18 protein-coding genes are annotated in these 17,873 nt (G+C 47.8%); 14 read left to right on the forward strand and 4 right to left on the reverse strand.

All coding sequences use genetic code 11. The features are described 5' to 3' along the window. Window positions 1-6: 6 nt before the first annotated feature. A complete protein-coding gene (locus tag MHB82_RS06640; protein ID WP_341176597.1) occupies window positions 7-519 on the forward strand; it encodes an A24 family peptidase in 513 nt (170 codons plus the stop codon). Window positions 520-575: 56 nt separating this feature from the next. Beyond that, on the forward strand, window positions 576-2,399 hold the full coding sequence (locus MHB82_RS06645; protein WP_341174200.1) for a DUF6382 domain-containing protein: 1,824 nt from the start codon (window positions 576-578) through the stop codon (window positions 2,397-2,399). Here MHB82_RS06645 and MHB82_RS06650 read toward each other — a convergent pair. Both MHB82_RS06650 and MHB82_RS06655 read right to left on the reverse strand, forming a co-directional pair. Next, complete coding sequence (locus MHB82_RS06650) at window positions 2,388-3,314, reverse strand: TIGR01777 family oxidoreductase (protein WP_341174201.1); 927 nt, start codon at window positions 3,312-3,314, stop codon at window positions 2,388-2,390. The genes MHB82_RS06645 and MHB82_RS06650 overlap by 12 nt on opposite strands. Window positions 3,315-3,462: 148 nt before the next feature. Next, the gene (locus MHB82_RS06655) at window positions 3,463-3,933 is read right to left on the reverse strand and encodes a DUF2621 domain-containing protein (RefSeq protein WP_095360610.1); all 471 of its coding nucleotides are present in this window, start codon (window positions 3,931-3,933) and stop codon (window positions 3,463-3,465) included. Window positions 3,934-4,100: 167 nt separating this feature from the next. Here MHB82_RS06655 and MHB82_RS06660 point away from each other — a divergent pair, with 167 nt between their 5' ends. Together MHB82_RS06660 and purU are read left to right on the forward strand one after the other, a co-directional pair. Next, window positions 4,101-5,228: a deoxyribonuclease IV gene (locus MHB82_RS06660; protein ID WP_110821347.1), complete on the forward strand. Its 1,128-nt coding sequence runs from the start codon at window positions 4,101-4,103 to the stop codon at window positions 5,226-5,228. Between the two features lie 22 nt (window positions 5,229-5,250). Beyond that, window positions 5,251-6,144: a formyltetrahydrofolate deformylase gene (gene purU / locus MHB82_RS06665; protein ID WP_341174202.1), complete on the forward strand. Its 894-nt coding sequence runs from the start codon at window positions 5,251-5,253 to the stop codon at window positions 6,142-6,144. 71 nt (window positions 6,145-6,215) lie between these two features. Here purU and MHB82_RS06670 read toward each other — a convergent pair whose 3' ends face one another. Beyond that, a complete protein-coding gene (locus tag MHB82_RS06670) occupies window positions 6,216-6,701 on the reverse strand; it encodes a hypothetical protein (RefSeq protein WP_095360607.1) in 486 nt (161 codons plus the stop codon). 422 nt (window positions 6,702-7,123) lie between these two features. Here MHB82_RS06670 and tkt point away from each other — a divergent pair, with 422 nt between their 5' ends. The 5 genes from tkt to MHB82_RS06695 all read left to right on the forward strand — a co-directional run bounded on the left by tkt (window position 7,124) and on the right by MHB82_RS06695 (window position 12,558). Further along, on the forward strand, window positions 7,124-9,166 hold the full coding sequence (gene tkt, locus MHB82_RS06675) for a transketolase (protein WP_095360606.1): 2,043 nt from the start codon (window positions 7,124-7,126) through the stop codon (window positions 9,164-9,166). Between the two features lie 145 nt (window positions 9,167-9,311). Beyond that, window positions 9,312-9,629, forward strand: coding sequence for a pyrimidine/purine nucleoside phosphorylase (ppnP, locus tag MHB82_RS06680; RefSeq protein WP_095289203.1), 318 nt, complete (start codon window positions 9,312-9,314; stop codon window positions 9,627-9,629). 184 nt (window positions 9,630-9,813) lie between these two features. Continuing rightward, window positions 9,814-11,169: a glucose-6-phosphate isomerase gene (locus MHB82_RS06685; RefSeq protein WP_095289204.1), complete on the forward strand. Its 1,356-nt coding sequence runs from the start codon at window positions 9,814-9,816 to the stop codon at window positions 11,167-11,169. 169 nt (window positions 11,170-11,338) lie between these two features. After that, entirely contained in the window at window positions 11,339-11,971 is a 633-nt protein-coding gene (locus tag MHB82_RS06690; protein ID WP_095289361.1) for a YigZ family protein, read from the forward strand. A 5-nt stretch (window positions 11,972-11,976) separates the two neighbouring features. Beyond that, window positions 11,977-12,558, forward strand: coding sequence for a TetR/AcrR family transcriptional regulator (locus tag MHB82_RS06695; RefSeq protein ID WP_095289205.1), 582 nt, complete (start codon window positions 11,977-11,979; stop codon window positions 12,556-12,558). A gap of 179 nt (window positions 12,559-12,737) precedes the next feature. Here MHB82_RS06695 and MHB82_RS06700 read toward each other — a convergent pair whose 3' ends face one another. Then, window positions 12,738-13,139 carry a secondary thiamine-phosphate synthase enzyme YjbQ gene (locus MHB82_RS06700; RefSeq protein WP_341174203.1) on the reverse strand — a complete coding sequence of 134 codons (402 nt, stop codon included), beginning with the start codon at window positions 13,137-13,139 and terminating at the stop codon, window positions 12,738-12,740. Between the two features lie 303 nt (window positions 13,140-13,442). On the opposite strand from MHB82_RS06700, the gene cysT reads away from it, so the two are divergent. From cysT to MHB82_RS06725, 5 genes are all read left to right on the forward strand, one after another. Then, a complete protein-coding gene (cysT, locus tag MHB82_RS06705) occupies window positions 13,443-14,258 on the forward strand; it encodes a sulfate ABC transporter permease subunit CysT (RefSeq protein ID WP_095360603.1) in 816 nt (271 codons plus the stop codon). After that, a complete protein-coding gene (locus MHB82_RS06710; protein WP_095289208.1) occupies window positions 14,255-15,052 on the forward strand; it encodes a sulfate ABC transporter permease subunit in 798 nt (265 codons plus the stop codon). Before cysT ends, MHB82_RS06710 begins: the two co-directional genes overlap by 4 nt. 1 nt (window position 15,053) lies before the next feature. Beyond that, complete coding sequence (locus tag MHB82_RS06715; protein WP_095360602.1) at window positions 15,054-16,118, forward strand: sulfate/molybdate ABC transporter ATP-binding protein; 1,065 nt, start codon at window positions 15,054-15,056, stop codon at window positions 16,116-16,118. A gap of 26 nt (window positions 16,119-16,144) precedes the next feature. Beyond that, window positions 16,145-17,206, forward strand: coding sequence for a sulfate ABC transporter substrate-binding protein (locus tag MHB82_RS06720; protein ID WP_341174204.1), 1,062 nt, complete (start codon window positions 16,145-16,147; stop codon window positions 17,204-17,206). 144 nt (window positions 17,207-17,350) lie between these two features. Beyond that, window positions 17,351-17,797 (forward strand): hypothetical protein, encoded by a 447-nt coding sequence (locus tag MHB82_RS06725; protein ID WP_095360846.1) that lies wholly within the window; start codon window positions 17,351-17,353, stop codon window positions 17,795-17,797. Window positions 17,798-17,873: the final 76 nt, after the last annotated feature.

The raw sequence follows: 17,873 nt of genomic DNA on the forward strand, positions 1-17,873 counted from the left end.
GGAGTGATGGGGGTGGAATGGTTCATTGCTGCCTGTGGCCTATACGTGGTGATTGCCTTTGTAACCGATGTGCGGTCCATGAAAATTCCAAATCTGCTGACGTTGCCTGTAACCGCTCTGGGTGTGCTGGCCCATGGGATATGGGATGGATGGGAAGGCTTGATCTTCTCTGCCGGGGGGTTCGCAGCCTGTTTTGGCATTTTGTTAGTGATGTACGCGATTGGAGCAGTAGGAGCTGGAGATGTAAAACTGTTTGGCGGGATTGGAGCATGGACGGGCATTTCTTTTGGAATTCACGTTGTTGTATATTCCGTTCTATATGCCGGGGCAATCGGCTTAATTATTCTGTTGTTCCGGAGGGATTCAGCCAAACGAATTCGTAACATGGCCGGTGGTCTTGCAGGCTTCTTCATGCTCGGTTCACACAAGTTGGTCAGCAAGGAGAAAACGCTAAAGTTCCCGTTCATGCTGGCTGTATTGCCAGGCTTTATCAGTACCTATGTTTATATGATTTCATAGAACGATACAAGAAAAGTAAGTTGAATTTGAATTTACACTGGAAAGAGAGGATTGGCATGTATGGATTAACGAGAGATTTTATACGGAACGGCGGAGCATTTATGGTTCTGGAAAAAGCCGAAGGATTACGGATGGAAGAATTAAGCCGTGTACAGACGGGGATGATGTCCTCCAATGATATTCCCCGCTTGCTTCCGCTCCATATTCGTGAGATGGATCGGAATGTTACTCTTCAATATGATATTTCCGGGTATAAAATGTTATCCCAGTTCCTAAAGGCAGGCAAAATTAAACTGCGTGTGCTGTACGGTTTATTGTTTCAACTCGCAGACACCTTCACGGAATGCCGTCAATACATGCTGGAACCCCGTAAGCTGATGCTGCAGGAAGAGAGCATATTTGTAAAAGGTTCACTGGAACAAGGGGAGCTGGGCATGATTTATGTACCGATTCAAGAATCAGTAGTTGTGGATCCGACTCCGGGGCAATTCCGTGAACTGGTCATCCGGCTGATGGCTCATGTGCAGGAGTTGCAGGGTGAAGGCATTCAGCGGGTTCTGCAGCTATGTGATGACGAACGGTGGGATGTTGGACAGCTGCGGGAATTGTTACTGGAACTCTACGCGGATGGACAAGCAGGGCCCAGCAGCTCAACATTTTTGTCTTCCCGTGTGAACGAACCTAGAGAGAATGGGACTATGAACGAACGTTCTGCCTATGTTGAATCTGAACCTGAGTTTGCACAATTGCCACGTTTACATAGGCAACATGCCCGATCGAAGTCTGACCAAGACAAAATGCGGGCTGAAACGTACTCCAATTCAAGTCAACAGCCGGATCGAGTATTGGAGCAGGAAGGGTCGAACAGTAACAGGTTTAGTCCAAACTTCTTGAGCACACGTCCTTCCAGAGAAGGCTCGTCTCCTTTTACAGACAGAACCGATCCAGCGGTGAACAAACCTAACGAAACTACATTTGATGAGAATATGGAAATGGAACAAACGACTGGAACGTCGAAAGTGACGTATATTGTTCTTATTTGCATGGTCGGTATAGCCTTGGTATGGAGATTCGCTTATATGGAGCAGCCCGGGCAGACACCTATGATAATATCCATCGTTCTAAGTGTTGTCTTACTTGCGGTTGCTTGCTGGGCCTGGATTAGCAAAGGGAAATTCGGCATATCCAAAGCGGCAGGGCTCAGAAGGAGTGATCAAGCTTCATTTCTCAAATTAGGTCATAAGCGAACTAAAAATGAAGAAGAATCAGAGGAGTTATATCAGGAGAGCTGGCGCTGGAACAATTCAGAGCCGAAGACTGACAATGACCCACCTGCACAGGGGTATGCCAGTATTGCCAGTAAAACTCTGAATTCGCGCTTTCAACGATTACATACCGAACCAGAATCAGAACCAGAGCCAGAATCAGAATCATCACCCATGATCCAACAACAGTTCGATCATATTACTGCACCAACGTCTGGGCTGATTCGGACTGAATCTGGAACGGAGGCAACAGTAAATCTGCAAAGTATGACTGGGGAAGCAGCAAAGGGCGTCGGTCCAGTAACTCCATCCTTTTATCTGGAACGCCGATTAGGGGCAAGTAACCGGAATGAGCGGATGGATGTGCAGGGAGCTTCTTTTGTTATCGGCCGATCGGCAGAGATGGTTCAATGGGTGGATTCAACAACCGGTGTGTCCCGTGCTCATGTGGAGTTGAGCCGGAACAAATCGGGCTATGTCATTAAGGATCTGGGTTCTGTGAATGGCACCTTACTGCAGGGTAAACCTCTTGCACCCTATAAAGAATATCCACTGGAAGACGGGGACACCTTCATGCTGGCAGAATCCGTCTATACCTACCGTTCAGTCGGATAATCCACGATGCTTCAAATCTTCCAGGGCATCGGTTAAGGTTGGAAAGGTGAATTGAAACCCGTGATCCAGCGCCTTCTGCGGAATAACACGCTGCCCCTGAAGCAATACGACAGAGAGTTCTCCGACCACTGCTTTAATCAGGAAACCGGGGACCGGGAACCAGTGTGGACGATGATAAACCTTGCCAACTGTACGTCCAAACTCGTCATTGGTTACGGGATTCGGAGCGGATGCATTCACCGGACCCGAGATTTCCTTATTATGTATCGAAAAATCAATAAGCCTTACAATATCCAATATGTGTATCCAGGTCGTCCACTGTTTGCCGCTGCCAATTTTGCCGCTGCCAATTTTGCCGCCTACACCAAGCATATATGGCAGCTTCATTAACGGAAAGGCACCTCTTTTATGACCAAGTACGAGGCTGACACGAATTTTGACCAGTCTCACATCCTGGATGGCATCTGCAGCAATCTCCCATTGTTCGGCAACCCGGGACGGAAAGTTCATTGATTTTTGCGGGGAACTTTCATCAAATGTCTCCGATGGAGAGGTTCCGTATATAGCCATGGCGGATGCCTGCACGACAACCTCCGGTTTATGTTCAAGTTTATCCAGAAGCCGGGCTACCTTGGATACCGTAGTTACCCTCGATTCTACAATTTCCAGCTTGGCCTTGGTCGTCCAGCGCTGATTCAGCGTTTCCCCGGCAAGATTCACCAGAGCATCCAATCCTTCCAGTAGATGAGGTCTTTCTTCAAGCTGTTCCCAAGATATATATGTAAGGCGTTCACCGGGATCATGAAGATCAGGCAGTTTGCGCGTGATAATCTGAACCTGATGACCTGCTTGCAGCCAGTAATCCACAAGTGCACCTCCCACAAATCCTGTTCCTCCACATATGGCAATTTTCATGCTTCAGCCCTCCTGTATTGTGAATTTCATATATGGCGGATCAACAAACAGCCCCGGCGGTAAGTAATGCCTTTCTGCGAATGACTTACCTGATGGAGCTCGTGTGTTGGAGATGAGTATGCGATTCCGTCCACAATGGAAACTTCTTTTATTTATTCATGAGATGTTTATAAGGCGAGTAATCAATTTGGTTTTTCTCCAAAAATTTGACCAAAAACTTATTATCACGCTTCGGTGTGGCTATAATGTATCCTTTGATGCAGTGATCTCGGGACACCTCGGTTGCCTTGTTTTCAACAGCAATTTTACCAATCTCTGCTGCAATCGAATGTTTGGCGATATCGCGAAACGGACCGGGAACGGGCTCTACGAGTTGATCCAGAAAAGCCTTGGCCTCATCCGTCCACAGGTGGCGGCTTGTTTCGACCCAATAATTTTGCCAATCCAGTTTAGATTTGCCGTCCGCTTTTGGGAGCACTTTCAAAAACTTGCGCATCATAAAAAATCCACCGATACACATGCTGCCAAGCAAAAGAAATGTCCAGAATGCGATCGTATTCATAAACCAATTGCTGGGGGAACTGCTGACTAACGTCATAGCGTAGGAGCCGAAAATCATTGCGGAGTCACCTCGGTTCATTGATTTTCACGGAAAGACGGATTCCGCCCACCATGTTCCAAATTAGCTGTAAAAAATAGCCTGTAACCCGAATTATAGCGCATTTCTAGATTTATTTCGATAATCGCGTTAGAATAAGGGATAATTCAGAAAAAGGGGGATCAATGATGCTGAAAATCGGCTCCCACGTGTCCTTTTCGGACAAGGGATTATTGAGTGCAACGAAGGAAGCGTCCTCGTACGGTTCCAGTTCGTTTATGATATATACGGGTGCACCGCAGAATACGCGCCGCAAGCCTATTGAGTCCATGTATATCGAGGAAGGCAAGCTTGCCATGCAAGAGGGCGGAATGGAAGATATTGTTGTCCATGCGCCATACATTATTAACCTTGGTTCCTACAAAGAAAACACGTATGAACTGGCTGTAAGCTTCCTTCAGGAAGAAATCCGCCGGACGCATGCCATTGGTGTCAAAAATATTGTGCTGCATCCCGGAGCCTTCACGGATAAGGATGCTCATTATGGTATTGGACGAATTGCCGAAGGGCTCAATGAAGTGCTCGACGGTGTCAAAGAGACCGATGTGAAGATTGCTCTTGAAACAATGGCTGGAAAAGGGACCGAAATGGGCCGCAGCTTCGAAGAGATCGCACAGATCATGGAGAAGGTTACGCACAACGAACGTCTCGCTGTATGTATGGATACATGCCATATTCATGATGCAGGCTATGATATCGTGAATGATCTGGATGGTGTGCTTGAGCAGTTTGATCGCACGGTAGGGCTTGACCGCATTACTGTAATGCATATTAATGATAGCAAGAATGCTGTAGGTGCACGTAAGGACCGTCATACACCGATTGGTTCCGGCTGGATTGGTTTTGAAGCGATTAACCGCATCGTTCATCACGAGGCGCTTCAAGGACGTCCATTTATTCTGGAGACACCTTGGATCGGGAAGGAAGCCAAGACACAACGCCCAATGTACGAGGTGGAAATTGCATTGCTTCGTGGAGATGTGAGCGGCCGGTTTGGTCCGGAATTCCTGACAGAGGTGGAGCAGCTGCAGCACTTCTTCCAAGGGAAAGAGATTGACTCGCGTTCCTATATTCTCGACGTTTGGACGCTGCTCAAGAATGATGCAAAAGCCAAAAAGGCTGATCCGCGTGAACCGCTGGAGCGGTTGTATGATCTGGTAGCGGAAGCAGCGTTGTTCCCGCATTTGAACGAAGAGCAACTGAATCATCGTTTGATCGCCTGGCTTGCAGGAAAAGAACTGCTGGTCACGGCTTAATTGAAGGAGGAAGAATAGCCCGATGGAGATTCATGCAAAACAAGCACGTCCTGATTCCAAAAACCGCGCCGATCGGGCGCGGATGCTTATTTCCTGTCCGGATGGTCCAGGAATTGTAGCTGCCGTATCGCATTTCCTGCACCAGCATGGTGCAAACATCGTTCAGTCTGACCAGTACACCATGGACCCGGCTGGCGGCATGTTTTTCATGCGCATTGAATTCGATCTTCCGGAACTGACAGCGAGTCTGGCCAAGCTGGAAGCTGATTTTGCGGTAGTGGCCGAACGCTTCAAGATGGATTGGTCCCTCTCTGCGGTTAGCCGCAAGAAGAAACTGGCTATTTTTGTATCCAAGGAAGATCATTGTCTGGTTGAATTGCTGTGGCAATGGCAGGCCGGAGACCTGGATGCTGATATCGCTCTTGTAGTAAGCAACCACTTGGATATGAAGGATTACGTGGAATCATTCGGCATTCCTTATCATCATATTCCGGTAACGGCTGATACGAAAAAGGAAGCGGAGCAGCGCCAGCTGGACGTCATCGGTAACGATATTGATGTCATTATACTTGCGCGTTATATGCAGATTATCTCTCCAATGTTCATCGAACATTACCGTAACCGGATTATTAATATCCACCATTCCTTCCTTCCGGCATTTGTGGGTGGTAAACCGTATGCTCAGGCGTACAATCGTGGTGTAAAAATTATCGGAGCAACGGCACATTATGTGACTGAAGAACTGGACGGCGGGCCGATTATCGAGCAGGACGTTCAGCGTGTAAGCCATGGAGATGATGTGACCGAATTGAAACGGATCGGACGTACCATTGAGCGTGTTGTACTTGCACGTGCGGTTAAGTGGCATGTTGAAGACCGGATTCTGGTTCACGAAAACAAAACCGTTGTATTTTAGCTTGATGCTTTAATACTGTGCAAGGTTGATTCGGGACCATATGAATCGGCCAAGATAAGAAAGGCGACTTCCTATTTGCGAGCTGAATGGGAATCGCCTTTTTGTCGTTTCCATATCCGTCCGCAGACACCAAGGAGGATACCAAATAGAAGGTGTCCAATGATCCAAAGCGATATGGCCTTGAAATCCAATAAGCCTGGAACTCGTACAGATAACAGAGAGAGCGGAATATATAGCAGGGAAGAGAACGCACCGAGCAAAACGCCTTTAACCAAAGGGTAATCGGAACGTTGAATCCACCAGAAGTAGAAGAGGCCGATGATAACAGAAACAAGAAGATGGAGCGTAAATTCAAACCATTCAGGCAAAATGGGCGGAAGCCAGGGCACAAAATCAACATTCAGCAGCAGGGTATACACCTTTTCACCCGTGTAAGCCTGAACCACTTTAAGAAAAAAACCAAGAAACAACCCGGTGATGATGCCTGTTAACGTCCCTGCAATCCAGGGTAATGAATGATTTGATGAATTTTGCTTCAAAGCTTGTGGTCGCGACATGCGGCAAGCCTCCTTTCTTTCTGAGAGTAACACAGCCGTAGAGATTTCGAATCAGAAACATGAACGATACCCTATGAAAAAAACTTCGAGCTGTAAAAAGTGTATGGTTTTCCGGTTAAAGGTTATACTTCATCCGATGGATTAGCGAGGCTTGCCAAGCCGGACATGGGCTTAGATGCTCTACCGAACACCTTTTATTCTGCGCTGGAATAAACCCATCTCACCCACAAACAACCGAATTTTCCGGAACTTCTAAAAGAAGGTTATGGAAAAGCTTCACGCCAAGTGATACAATACAAAAGTGAATAAGTCAAAATGAAACATTCAAGCGGATTCACTTATTGTTATATACGGTTTGCTTGTATGATGAGAGGGATTCGCTTGCGCACCCGACTTATCTAAAGACATGAGGAGGACAAACCATGACTGACAAGAACGAAGCGATTCAAAAGGACGAGAACAACACAATCGACAACCTGTCGATTACAACTGTACGTACTCTGGCAATTGATGCAATCGAAAAAGCAAAATCGGGACACCCGGGAATGCCTATGGGCTCCGCTCCAATGGGATACCAACTTTTTGCAAAAACGATGACACATAACCCGGACCACCCAACTTGGGTTAACCGGGACCGTTTTGTGCTGTCTGCAGGACATGGTTCCATGTTGCTGTACAGCTTGCTGCACCTGAGCGGCTACGATCTTCCTATGGAAGAATTGAAACAATTCCGCCAATGGGGAAGCAAAACTCCGGGTCACCCGGAATTTGGACATACTGCAGGTGTTGACGCAACGACTGGCCCACTGGGTCAAGGTATTGCAATGGCTGTTGGTATGGCTATGGCTGAAGCACAACTGGGCGCGACATACAACAAGGATAAATTCAACGTAATCGACCACTACACTTATGCAATCTGTGGTGACGGTGATCTCATGGAAGGCGTATCCCACGAAGCAGCTTCCCTTGCTGGACGCCTGCACCTGGGTAAACTGATCATGCTGTTCGACTCCAACGACATCACGCTTGATGGTGAGTTGAACCTGTCTTCTTCCGAAAGCATCGCAAAACGCTTCGAAGCTTATGGCTGGCAAGTGCTGCGCGTAGAAGATGGTAACGATCTGCCTGCAATCGAAAAAGCAATTCAGGAAGGACAAGCAGATACACTTCGTCCTACACTGATCGAAGTGAAAACTGTTATCGGTTATGGTAGCCCGAACAAACAAGGTAAAGGCGGCCACGGCGGTACTCACGGTTCCCCACTGGGTGCTGACGAAGCGAAACTGACCAAAGAATTTTACAAATGGGTTTACGAGGAAGATTTCCACGTACCAGCTGAAGTTCGCGATCACTTTGCTCAAGTCAAAGATCGTGGTATCTCCGCAAACAAAGCTTGGGACGAGAAATTCGCCGAGTACAAAAAAGCATTCCCTGAGCTGGCAGCTCAGTTCGAAACAGCAATCAACGGTGACCTTCCAGAAGGTTGGGACCGCGATCTGCCTAAATATGCTGCAACAGACAAAGCTCTTTCCACTCGTGTTGCTTCCGGTAATGCACTGAACGGTTTGGCGCACAACGTGCCTCATCTGACTGGTGGATCTGCTGACTTGGAAAGCTCCACAATGACACACCTGAACAACATTGCAAACTTTGCTCCAGAAGATTACTCTGGCCGCAACATCTACTTCGGTATCCGTGAATTCGGTATGGCTGGAGCAATGAACGGTATGGCACTGCACAGCGGTGTGAAAGTATTCGGTGGTACATTCTTCGTATTTACTGACTACCTGCGTCCGGCTGTTCGTCTGGCTTCCCTGATGGGTCTGCCTGTGACATACGTTCTGACTCACGACAGTATCGCTGTTGGTGAAGATGGTCCTACGCACGAGCCAATTGAGCAACTCGCGTCCCTGCGTATCATTCCTAACCTGACAGTTATTCGTCCGGCTGACGGTAACGAGACATCTGCTGCTTGGGCTTATGCGCTTGAGAACAAGAACAACCCGGTAGCACTCGTACTCACTCGTCAAAACTTGCCGATCCTGGAAGGAACAGTAGAAGGCTCCCGCGAGAACGTTAAACGCGGCGCTTATGTTGTTTCGGATGCAAAAGACGGCAAAGCAGTAGCACAAATCATCGCTACAGGTTCCGAAGTGCAATTGGCTGTCAAAGCTCAAGCTGCACTGGCTGAACAAGGTATCCAAGTTCGCGTAATCAGCATGCCGAGCTGGGATCTGTTCGAGAAACAGGACAAAGCTTACAAAGAATCCGTTCTGCTTCCGGATGTTAAAGCTCGTCTGGCTATTGAAATGGCTTATCCAATGGGCTGGGAGAAATATGTTGGCGATCAAGGCGACATTCTCGGAATCAGCACATTCGGTGCTTCCGCGCCTGGCGACCGTGTTATCGAAGAGTATGGCTTCACAGTCGATAACGTGGTTAGCCGCGTAAAAGCATTGCTGTAATAGCTTGAAAAACGCTGCTGCGAATCGAACAGCCTAATCTGTTCTGTTCGTGGCAGCAAAGTTATTTCCGGCAGAGTAAGGATGAGGATTCATCCTGATCTGTTTTGCCTTTTGTTTTCATTAACTTCAGGGGGAGCGGGTACGCATGTCACAGTTTGATCAAGTCAGTGTAGTAAAAGAGGCCAACATTTATTATGATGGCCAGGTAACCAGCAGAACGGTTATTTTGGGGGATGGCAGCAAAGTGACTCTGGGCATCATGCTCCCAGGCAGCTATGAGTTCGGTACAGATTCCCGTGAAATCATGGAGATTCTGTCCGGCGATCTGAGAGTATTGCTTCCCGGAGAAGAAGATTGGCAAGAGATTCAAGGTCAAGCTACGTTTCACGTGCCTGCCGAATCCAAATTCAAACTGGAGATACGCAGCGTTACCGACTACTGCTGCTCGTACCCGGCGGAATAATACAAGAAGGGTAGCCAAACCCCGCAATCAGCGGGTTTGGTTTACCCTTTTTGCTTCTTGAATTTGAAGTGACAAAGTTCAAGCTGCAAGCTTGTCAGCCCCGTGGATTTGAAGTATCCTTATGCTAAGTTGTTTGAATGGAAAACGGAAAAATAAGCTACCGATATCAGGAGGTTTTTAGATCATGGCAAAAAAAGTGAAGTTTGATTACAGCACTGCCTTGCAATTTGTAAACCAGCATGAAGTGGACTATTTCGCTGAACCGATTCGTCTGGCTCACGAGCAGCTCCACAACGGAACGGGAACCGGATCCGATTACCTGGGCTGGATTGACCTGCCAACCGCTTATGACAAGGAAGAATTCTCCCGCATTCAAAAAGCGGCTGCCAAAATCCAAAGCGATTCCGAAGTACTGATTGTAATCGGTATCGGTGGTTCATACCTGGGTGCACGCGCAGCGATTGAAATGCTGACACACTCTTTCTATAACAACCTGCCAAAAGATAAACGCAAAACGCCTGAAATCTATTTCGCAGGAAACAATATCAGTTCCACATATGTAACTCATTTGCTGGATCTGGTTGAAGGCAAAGACTTCTCCGTGAACGTTATCTCCAAATCCGGTACGACAACCGAGCCAGCCATTGCTTTCCGTATCTTCCGTGCTGCACTGGAGAAAAAATACGGTAAAGAAGAAGCACGCAAACGTATCTATGCTACAACAGACAAAGAGCGCGGCGCACTGAAAAAACTGGCGAACGAAGAAGGTTACGAGTCTTTCGTTATTCCGGATGATGTAGGTGGACGTTACTCGGTACTGACAGCAGTTGGCTTGCTGCCAATTGCTACAGCTGGCATTAACATCGAAGAAATGATGCAAGGTGCAGCTGACGCATCCAAAGAATACAGCAACCCGAATGTAGCTGAGAATGAAGCATATCAATATGCTGCTGTTCGTAACGCATTGTACCGCAAAGGTAAAGGAACAGAAATCCTCGTTAACTACGAGCCATCCCTGCACTTTGTATCCGAGTGGTGGAAACAGCTTTACGGAGAGAGCGAAGGTAAAGATTACAAAGGAATCTATCCTGCATCTGTTGATTTCTCCACGGACTTGCACTCCATGGGTCAATTCATCCAGGAAGGAAGCCGGAACATTTTCGAAACCGTCATTCAGGTAGCTGAAGTATCCGAGCATATCTCGATCGAAGCCGATCCGGATGACCTCGATGGTCTGAACTTCCTGGAAGGCAAAACAATGGATTTCGTCAACAAAAAAGCGTTCCAAGGCACGTTGCTTGCACATACAGATGGCCAAGTTCCAAACCTGATTGTGAATATTCCGGATATGTCTCCATATTCTTTCGGATATCTGGTATACTTCTTTGAAAAAGCATGCGGCATCAGCGGATATCTGCTGGGCGTCAACCCGTTTGACCAACCAGGAGTAGAAGCTTACAAGAAAAATATGTTCGCATTGCTGGGCAAACCAGGCTTTGAAGAAGAGAAAGCAGCGCTTGAAGCGAGACTTTCTGAATAATTCATGGTTTGACTCATATAGTTAAATAAAGCATGTGTAATGACACCCGGGTTTTCATTGTGAGGTAAAATGCAGTGATCCCCGGATGTTTAAACCAAGGCAGTTCATCCGCGTCCGCGCGGGGAACTGCTTTCTTGTAAAATGGATTAAATCGGAAAGTTGGATTGAAATGCTTGAACGTTACCGCACGGTTCGAGGACCGGGCAATCTGGAAATTGTCATCAAGAAGTCGCGTTTCATCGGTCATATTATGCCAGTTACAACGGAAGAAGAAGCAGTTGCTTTTATTGATGAAATCAAGAAGAAACACTGGAATGCCACTCATAACTGTTCCGCCTACATGATAGGAGAGAGAGATGAGATCCAGAAGCAATCCGATGACGGGGAACCAAGCGGAACTGCAGGGAAACCCATTCTTGAAGTCATCAAAAATCAGCAACTGAAAAATGTGGCCATTGTGGTTACACGGTATTTTGGGGGAATCATGCTTGGGGCTGGCGGTTTAATCCGTGCATATACGGATGGCGCTGTAGCCGCTATTGAAGCTGGAGAGGCCATAACCAAAGTGCTTCATCGTGAAGTGTTTGTGGAGCTGGATTATACGTGGCTGGGAAAAGTGGAAAATGAATTAAGAAGCCGGGAAGTCCGTACGGGTGAGACTGGATTCACCGATAAGGTTACGTTGACTTGTCTTCCGCCGGATAGTGAAACCGAGGCATTTATCGCCTGGATCACGGATTTGACGCAAGGGCAATCCCGGATCACGGAGGGACAGCGGCTTTATTTTATTGAAGGGGAATAAAATATATGGCTAGAAGAGCAGTCGAACAAGAGTTGTCGAGGGAGCGGATCCTGGAGGCGGCGAGACATCTTTTTATTACCAAAGGATACCGCGCCATTTCGATGCGAAGCATCGGCCAGCATCTGGGCTATAGTCATGGGTCGCTGTATTATCATTTTAAGGAAAAGGCAGAATTGTTCTATGCCATTGTGGTAGAAGATTTCAATCATCTGGGACATTTGCTGCTGCAAGCCATGGTCAGGCCAGTCGTGGGCGGTATGAGCAAGGTAGAGCATATCATGTTGGAATTCATTCGTTTTGGCCTGGAGAATCCGTATCAATACGAGATTATGTTCATGATTCGGGATGAGGAGCTGTTATCCTATTGTCGTACGGAGCAGGGAAGATGCTTTGAATTGTTTGCATCCATTGTCAGGCAGTACATGAACGAGGAAGGCTGTACGGATGAGGATATCCAATGTGTGCCGCGCACACTGTTTTTGTCCATGCACGGATTTATATCGTATTATATTCAGGATCGTGTAACGTTTGCTGAGATTGAATCGTCGGCATTATCTCATGTCAAAGTACTATGCCGCAATCTATAACACCAGCCTGGCGTCCTATAAAAGGCGCTTTTGTCGCACTCCTATACTTCAGGGCGGTGAATTGTCATAACATTAATTCTTTATAACGTTGTCTCGCGAAAGTTTATTGGCGCGAAAGACCAAGACAGGCGGATCGTAGCCCTAAATCAGGGTTGTCCGCCTGTTTGCGTTTGGCTGAATTAGCCTTCCATAATCTTGATAAAATATTCCCGCTCACGAGGGCCGTCGAATTCGCTGAAATAAATACCCTGCCATCTGCCGAGTAATAATCGGCCTTCATGAATAATCACCGTCTGAGATGGACCGGTTGTGATTGATTTCAGGTGGGAAGCGGTATTCCCCTCAGCATGTCGATATTGGGGATGTTCCCAAGGATACACCTCGTCCAGACGAAGCAGCACATCATGTTTAACATCCGGGTCGGCATTTTCATTAATGGCAATACCAGCTGTGGTATGGGGACAATAGACAAGTACAGTTCCGTTTTGTACACCGGTATTGCGGACAACCTGCTCTACTTCTCTTGTAATATCCTTGATTTCATCCCGTCTGGAGGTCGATATTTTTTTCGTATATAGCATCTGGCAGCACTCCTTATCCTCGTAAATTCTCTTCTAGATTGTACCTTAACCACTCCAATCCAAACAAACCACAATTCACGGGTAAAATGGGTAACCAATCATCTGCTATACGCCCAAATTATGTACAATAAAAACATTGACGGTTAGCACTGCAAACTGGTAAAGTATCAGATAAGCAAAAAAACCAAGTAGACTAATGGGAATAATGTTAAAGTGATATAATTTAACTTAGGAAAATGAATGTACCAAAGCAGGGAGACTGCCGACCGGATATGGAACCGGAGGCTGGGAGGGAATGCAGCAATGAATACCGTTCTTCGTCACAAGGGATGGACTTGGGGATTCCGCAGTACTGTATTGCTATATTTTATTGTACTCATCGTGCTTCCAATTATCGGTGTGTACGTCAATTCCTTCTCTGAAGGATGGAGCAATTTCGCCGAGAGCATCATGGATCCAATCGCGTGGAAAGCCGTATTGCTGACCGTTCGACTGGCTGTTATCGCCACACTGATTAATGTGGTACTTGGAACCATGATTGCCTGGGTGCTCACTCGTTATCGTTTCTTTGGGAGATCGTTTCTCAACAGTCTCGTAGATCTGCCTTTCGCACTTCCTACTGCAGTTGGCGGATTAATGATTATGCTGCTGCTTGGACCGGTCAGTGCTGTAGGCAAGCTGGCTGAAACCATGGGAATTGAAATCGTGTTTCATCAGCCTGCGATCGTCATTGCGATGACTTTTGTTACGTTTCCATTCGTGATTCGTGCGGTGCAGCCGCTGCTGGAGGAGATCGACCCTTCTGAGGAAGAGGCCTCCTATACCATGGGTGCATCAAAGGCGCGTACTTTCAGGCAGGTCATTCTGCCTTCTATGGCTCCAGGCATGATTAGCGGTGGTATGCTTGCTTTTTCCAGAGCACTTGCAGAGTTTGGAGCAGTTGTGCTGGTGGCGGGCAACATTCCGGGCAGGACGCTAACGGCTTCCGTATTTATCTACGGCGAGATTGAAAGTGACAATCCTACGGGTGCAGCTGCTGTATCCGTGCTGCTCCTCACGCTCTCTTTCCTGATCCTCTGGCTGATTAATCTGGTGCAGATGCGGGGGAGAAAACGATGAGACGACTATTAATTGGACTGACATTTGCGGTATTTATTGTGCTTCTGATTATTCCTTTGGGACGCATTTTGATCGGAGCATTTGAAGACGGTGCAGGAGGCTTTCTGGATGGGCTGATGCGCCCTGAGGCGCTGCATGCCTTGATGATGACCGGACTTGTGGTTCTGGTCGTCACGCTGTTAAATACATTGTTTGGCATTATGATGGCCATTTACCTCGTTCGTGCTGGATGGCTTAGTGATCGCATCAAAGGATTGCTGAACAGCATTGTGGACCTGCCTTATGCGGTGTCCCCCGTCATTGGAGGGTTAATGATTGTATTGCTGCTCGGGCCGAACAGCATTATGGGTGGCTTTTTTGAAGGAATCGGCTTCAATGTAGTCTACGCCTTCCCGGGTATGGTCATTGCAACGCTGTTTGTCACATTCCCGCTGATGGTCAGAGAGGTTATGCCGGTTCTGCAGGAGCTCGGTTCGCAGCAGGAAGAGGCGGCGTCAACGCTTGGCGCGTATGGGTGGAGAACGTTCTGGAGTGTCACCTGGCCTTCCATCCGCTGGGCTGTCGTATACGGGCTTGTACTTACCGTTGCACGATCGCTTGGAGAATTCGGTGCAGTGCTGGTGGTGTCGGGCAATATTATGAACAGAACGCAGACGGCAACAACGCTTGTTTATCAGGATGTTGAGAATTTTAATGTCTCTGCCGCAAATGGTGTGGCATTGGTACTGGTTACCTTCTCCGTTGGGCTGCTGCTCATGATGGAATGGGCCAAGAAGCGAAAGGAAGTGCATTGATATGCATGTGGAAGTCCGTGATCTGAACAAACATTTCGGTCAATTTCATGCGGTAAAAGATGTCTCGTTCGATATTGCCAAAGGCCATCTGATCGGTCTGCTGGGGCCCAGTGGAGGAGGCAAAACGTCTATTCTGCGCATGCTCGCCGGTCTGGAAAACCCGGGCTCCGGAGAGATTCGCTTTCACGGCAAGGTTGTGAATCATCTGCCTCCGCAGGAGCGGGGAATCGGGTTTGTTTTTCAGAACTATGCCTTGTTCAAGCACATGACTGTTTTTGATAATATCGCTTTTGGACTTAAGGTCAAAAAGACACCAAAAGCCCAGATTCGCGATCGGGTCATGGAACTTGTTGAGCTGACCGGGCTAAAAGGGTTTGAACAGCGCTACCCGCATCAACTGTCCGGTGGACAGCGTCAGCGTGTCGCATTTGCCAGAGCTTTGGCTCCTGAGCCGCAGCTGCTGCTGCTGGATGAGCCTTTTGCCGCCATCGATGCCAAGATTCGCCAAGAGCTGCGTTCATGGTTGAGAGAGCTGATTGAGCGTGTCGGAATTACCTCGATATTTGTAACACATGATCAGGATGAAGCGATCGAAGTTGCAGATGAGATCATGATTATCAGCCAAGGCCGTTTAGAGCAAAAAGGAACACCGTGGGATATCTACAAAAATCCGCAGACTCCATTTGTGGCAACCTTTATTGGTGAATCCACCGTTGTGGAGGATGCCTCGCAGCTTAAGGGCTTCGAACATGCTGTAGAAGGAGATCATACGCGTGCCTTAATCAGGCCTGAGTATATCGAGATTGGTCTAAAAAACGAATTCTCCATGCTGTCAGCTACCGAAAAGGGTACGGTGAAGCATCTTCACTTCCGTGGTAGTGAGTGGATGGTGGAAGTCGAGGTACAGGGCCACAAGCTGATCACATATCGTTCACTTGAGAAAACGACACTGGAGATTGGTCAACAGATCCGGGTGCTTGTACACCGGGCTTATCTGTTTAATGATACGGATAGCTGGGTTGTCGAGAATCGTTTGAAGGAAGATCCAATGCCGGTCATGATCTAAAATGCACTCGAAAGAGAGGCTGCCCCATGCAGACGATGAAGAAGAAAAGAACCCCCATATACGCCGCCCTTATGCTTCTGCTCGTCTGTATGACCGTAGGCTGCAGCAATCAGCAAGCGGAAGACGAACAGAACGGACCCTCTGCAGCTGAACAATCCAATACGCTTGTCATTGGTGCATACAGTGTAGCCAAGGATGCTATAGGAGAGCTGCTGCCCAAGTTTAAGGAGGAATGGAAAGCAAAAACCGGACAGACCGTCAATTTCCAGGAGTCCTATGAAGCCTCTGGTACACAAGCAAGAGCCATCGTCGGTGGATTCGAGGCCGATGTGGCATTGCTCGCCATGGAAAGTGACATCGATAAACTGGTCAAAGCCGACCTCGTGACTTCCGATTGGAAACAAACGCCGAATGATGGCATGATTACACGTTCGATTGTTGTTCTTGGAACAAGGGATGGCAATCCACTTGGAATTCGTGATTTTGAGGATTTGACCAAGCCGGGAGTCAAGGTGCTGTATCCCAATCCCAAAACGTCAGGCGGAGCCCAATGGGATATCAATGCAATCTACGGAGCTGGGCTGAAGATGTCGGAAGAAAAGGGCCAGAAGGACCCTGCCGCTGCCAAAGCGTTTCTGGAGAAGGTGCATGAAAATGTCGAGTCGCTGGATAAGAGCGGCCGATCGTCCATGGCAGCCTTTGAATATGGCGTCGGCGATGTCATCGTGACTTATGAGAATGAATTGCTTGCCCGTATTGCCCAGGGTGTTAAGTACGATATCGTTGTACCGAAGAATACAATCCTGATTGAAAATCCGGCGGTTGTGGTGGATAAATATGCGGATAAACATGGGAATAGGGAGTTGGCAGAGGCATTTGTGGACTACCTGAGAACCCCGGAGGCTCAGCGCATATTTGCCAAGCATGGTTTTCGTTCGGTAGATCCGAATGTATTTGCCGAGACTGAATCATCGTTTCCAACACCTGAAGGTCTGTTTGATATCCATTACCTTGGTGGCTGGGACGAAGTCCGCAGTACTTTGTACTCCAAACGGGGAGTTTGGTACCAGGTGCTGGCGGGATTATAGTTGGTTACGTCTAGTCACAGCATTGACATCAAGCCTTCATTTCGCGGAATATAGTAGAGATGAAGGTTTTTTGCTGTAAAAGGAAATCATAGAGTAGTGTAAGACCATCCTACTCCCGAAGGTCTTGCAGGAAGGTGAGAGATGATGAGTACAGAGATCAAATTATCCCAAAGCACGGCCATTCGCCTGGAACAGGCTCGTGGTAAAGGCATGCCTGAAGATCAAATACTGCAAGCCATCAAGGCCAAGGACGTGGCAGCTTTTGATGCCGTTTCCGAAGAGCACTACAGATACGATGATTTTATCTCATATGCAGATGAGCATGGTGAAAATCTGGAAGCGGCCGTTCAAGAGGGCTACCGAATTACTTTCAATACCCGGGGCGGGCTGGGTATCTGGATTGAGAAGGCTTTTGGTTTACAACCGGAGCGTGATTTCACGGTCGGTGAGGGCATAGTAACCGGCCTGAAGTTGAAGCCGGAGCAGGCAGAAGTGCTGGCGAAGCGCCTTGCATCGAACTGGGTCATTACGGATTCGAGAGATGTGCCCGAGGGTCAGGAATTGACCTTGAAATTGCGTGCCTTGGTCTAGGCGACAAGCGGGCCAAGTAGAAGTGACATACGCTGACTACATGTAGTCAGAGATCAGGCTTTCCCTAGTGCAGGAT

Source organism: Paenibacillus sp. FSL K6-2862 (assembly GCF_038005125.1).
In the GTDB taxonomy this organism is placed as follows: Bacteria; Bacillota; Bacilli; order Paenibacillales; family Paenibacillaceae; genus Paenibacillus; species Paenibacillus illinoisensis_A.

What these genes read in the sequence shown, in the direction of transcription:
- MHB82_RS06725 (WP_095360846.1), top strand. Translation starts at nt 17,351, where the DNA reads ATGAGTACAGAGATCAAATTATCCCAAAGCACGGCCATTCGCCTGGAA.
- MHB82_RS06655 (WP_095360610.1), bottom strand. Translation starts at nt 3,933, where the DNA reads ATGATTTTCGGCTCCTACGCTATGACGTTAGTCAGCAGTTCCCCCAGC.
- tkt (WP_095360606.1), top strand. Translation starts at nt 7,124, where the DNA reads ATGACTGACAAGAACGAAGCGATTCAAAAGGACGAGAACAACACAATC.
- MHB82_RS06650 (WP_341174201.1), bottom strand. Translation starts at nt 3,314, where the DNA reads ATGAAAATTGCCATATGTGGAGGAACAGGATTTGTGGGAGGTGCACTT.
- ppnP (WP_095289203.1), top strand. Translation starts at nt 9,312, where the DNA reads ATGTCACAGTTTGATCAAGTCAGTGTAGTAAAAGAGGCCAACATTTAT.
- purU (WP_341174202.1), top strand. Translation starts at nt 5,251, where the DNA reads ATGGAGATTCATGCAAAACAAGCACGTCCTGATTCCAAAAACCGCGCC.
- MHB82_RS06710 (WP_095289208.1), top strand. Translation starts at nt 14,255, where the DNA reads ATGAGACGACTATTAATTGGACTGACATTTGCGGTATTTATTGTGCTT.
- MHB82_RS06720 (WP_341174204.1), top strand. Translation starts at nt 16,145, where the DNA reads ATGCAGACGATGAAGAAGAAAAGAACCCCCATATACGCCGCCCTTATG.
- MHB82_RS06640 (WP_341176597.1), top strand. Translation starts at nt 7, where the DNA reads ATGGGGGTGGAATGGTTCATTGCTGCCTGTGGCCTATACGTGGTGATT.
- MHB82_RS06670 (WP_095360607.1), bottom strand. Translation starts at nt 6,701, where the DNA reads ATGTCGCGACCACAAGCTTTGAAGCAAAATTCATCAAATCATTCATTA.
- MHB82_RS06700 (WP_341174203.1), bottom strand. Translation starts at nt 13,139, where the DNA reads ATGCTATATACGAAAAAAATATCGACCTCCAGACGGGATGAAATCAAG.
- MHB82_RS06645 (WP_341174200.1), top strand. Translation starts at nt 576, where the DNA reads ATGTATGGATTAACGAGAGATTTTATACGGAACGGCGGAGCATTTATG.
- MHB82_RS06715 (WP_095360602.1), top strand. Translation starts at nt 15,054, where the DNA reads ATGCATGTGGAAGTCCGTGATCTGAACAAACATTTCGGTCAATTTCAT.
- MHB82_RS06660 (WP_110821347.1), top strand. Translation starts at nt 4,101, where the DNA reads ATGCTGAAAATCGGCTCCCACGTGTCCTTTTCGGACAAGGGATTATTG.
- cysT (WP_095360603.1), top strand. Translation starts at nt 13,443, where the DNA reads ATGAATACCGTTCTTCGTCACAAGGGATGGACTTGGGGATTCCGCAGT.
- MHB82_RS06685 (WP_095289204.1), top strand. Translation starts at nt 9,814, where the DNA reads ATGGCAAAAAAAGTGAAGTTTGATTACAGCACTGCCTTGCAATTTGTA.
- MHB82_RS06695 (WP_095289205.1), top strand. Translation starts at nt 11,977, where the DNA reads ATGGCTAGAAGAGCAGTCGAACAAGAGTTGTCGAGGGAGCGGATCCTG.
- MHB82_RS06690 (WP_095289361.1), top strand. Translation starts at nt 11,339, where the DNA reads ATGCTTGAACGTTACCGCACGGTTCGAGGACCGGGCAATCTGGAAATT.